Source organism: Parasphingorhabdus sp. (assembly GCF_049667325.1).
Taxonomy (GTDB): domain Bacteria; phylum Pseudomonadota; class Alphaproteobacteria; order Sphingomonadales; family Sphingomonadaceae; genus Parasphingorhabdus.
The window spans coordinates 1-1,640 of sequence record NZ_JBATHY010000278.1 but is presented as its reverse complement, the minus strand read 5'-3'; the positions used below and the strand labels follow the sequence as shown (position 1 = coordinate 1,640).

Sequence of the window (1,640 nt, the reverse complement as noted above, 5' to 3'; positions counted from 1 at the left end):
GCGGGTCGACATTTTCGTAGCGGACGGGATATTTATAGCGGTCGAGATGGCGCTTGAAAGGGCCGTCTGCTTCCGCGATCAGCGCGCTTTCCGCTGCATTGCCCTGCAACCAGTGTTCCGGGTCGTTGCGCTCCAGCGCCCAGTGCATGATCGCCAGGCTTTCATCAATCACTTGTCCGTCGGGCAGCACCAGCACCGGAACCGTTGCCTTGGGCGAGGCGGCGATCATTTCTGTCGGTTTGTCGCGCAATACGACCTCCCGCAAACGGACCGGGGTCTCGCTGATCAGCAGCGCCATCCGTGCGCGCATCGCATAGGGGCAGCGCCGGAAACTGTAGAGCAGCGGCAATTCGGTCATGCGGAGCCGAGATGCTGGCGGCCTTCCTCGGCCGCTTGCTCGACCTGCCGCTGGCGTTCGCGATAGCGGGCGCGCTGTTCGTCGCTACGCCGGTCGATGCAATGCGGGCAGGCTTCCCCGGGCACATAATCGGCCGAGGCGCGGTCGGCGGCGCCCAGCGGCATCCGGCAGGCATAGCATTGGCCATAGTCGGATTGCTGCAATCCGTGACCGACCGCAACCCGCTGATCGAACAGAAAGCAGTCGCCCTGCCACAGGCTTTCGGTTTCGGGCACATGTTCGAGATATTTCAATATCCCGCCCTTGAGATGGTGGACATCGTCAAAGCCCTGCGCTTTCACATAAGCGGTCGCCTTTTCGCAGCGGATACCGCCGGTGCAGAACATCGCGATTTTCGGTTGCTTGCGATCATTCTGGCGCAATTGTTGGGAGAATTCGTCGAACCATGCCGGAAAGTCGCGGAAGCTTTCGGTGTTCGGGTTGATCGCGCCGTCAAAGCTGCCGATCGCCACTTCATAGCCATTGCGGGTGTCGATCACCACCGTGTCGGGATCGGCGATCAGAGCATTCCATTCGGTGGGGTCGACATAATCACCCTTGGCTTCGGCGGCATCAATGCCGTCAACGCCCATCGCGACGATTTCCTTCTTCAGGCGGACCTTCATCCGCAGAAACGGCGTCGTGCTGGCCTCTGAATATTTGACCTCCAGCCCGGTGAACATAGGCAGCGATTGCAGATAGGCGATTACCTTGTCGATATCATCCGGTGCCCCTGCGATGGTGCCGTTAATCCCTTCGTCAGCGAGCAATATCGTGCCCTTGAGATGATGAGCCTCGCATTGCGCGAGTATATCGAGCCGCAGGGCCGCGGGATCATCGACTCGGGCGAAATGATAGAGCGCGGCGACTTTGCTGGGAGCGTTGGTTTCGGTCATGGCAGCGCATATAGGGCGGCTTGGCGCAAAATTCCAACCCGGTGGCTTGCATCATCGCCATGTTCATCGCATAGCGGGCCATGGTTCCCCTTCTGTTCGCCCATCATCGCTTTGATATCGTCGCGCCCGCCGCACTCTTCTGGCCCATGAAAAATGCGCTGCTGGTGGCCGATCTCCATCTGGAAAAAGCGAGCTTTTACGCGCGTCAGGGGCAGATGTTGCCGCCTTATGACAGCCAGGCGACGCTGGCGGAACTGGCCGGTCTGGTCAGCGCCACCGGCGCGACGACGGTTTTCTGTCTCGGCGACAATTATCATGATGGCGCGGGCGAGGCGCGACTCGAACCG

General features: G+C 60.3%; 2 protein-coding genes and 1 pseudogene. 1 reads left to right on the top strand and 2 read right to left on the bottom strand.

The window, feature by feature from the left end:
- The coding region (locus WBM93_RS12555) for a glutathione S-transferase N-terminal domain-containing protein (RefSeq protein ID WP_424432206.1) at positions 1 to 358 on the bottom strand (358 nt) is incomplete at its 3' end.
- Positions 355 to 1,293, bottom strand: coding sequence for a rhodanese-related sulfurtransferase (locus WBM93_RS12550; RefSeq protein WP_424432205.1), 939 nt, complete (start codon positions 1,291 to 1,293; stop codon positions 355 to 357). The genes WBM93_RS12550 and WBM93_RS12555, both read right to left, overlap by 4 nt.
- An 80-nt stretch (positions 1,294 to 1,373) precedes the next feature.
- On the opposite strand from WBM93_RS12550, the pseudogene WBM93_RS12545 reads away from it, so the two are divergent.
- Positions 1,374 to 1,640, top strand: a pseudogene (locus tag WBM93_RS12545) (ligase-associated DNA damage response endonuclease PdeM); the annotation flags it as partial.

What these genes read in the sequence shown, in the direction of transcription:
- WBM93_RS12550 (WP_424432205.1), bottom strand. Translation starts at nt 1,293, where the DNA reads ATGACCGAAACCAACGCTCCCAGCAAAGTCGCCGCGCTCTATCATTTC.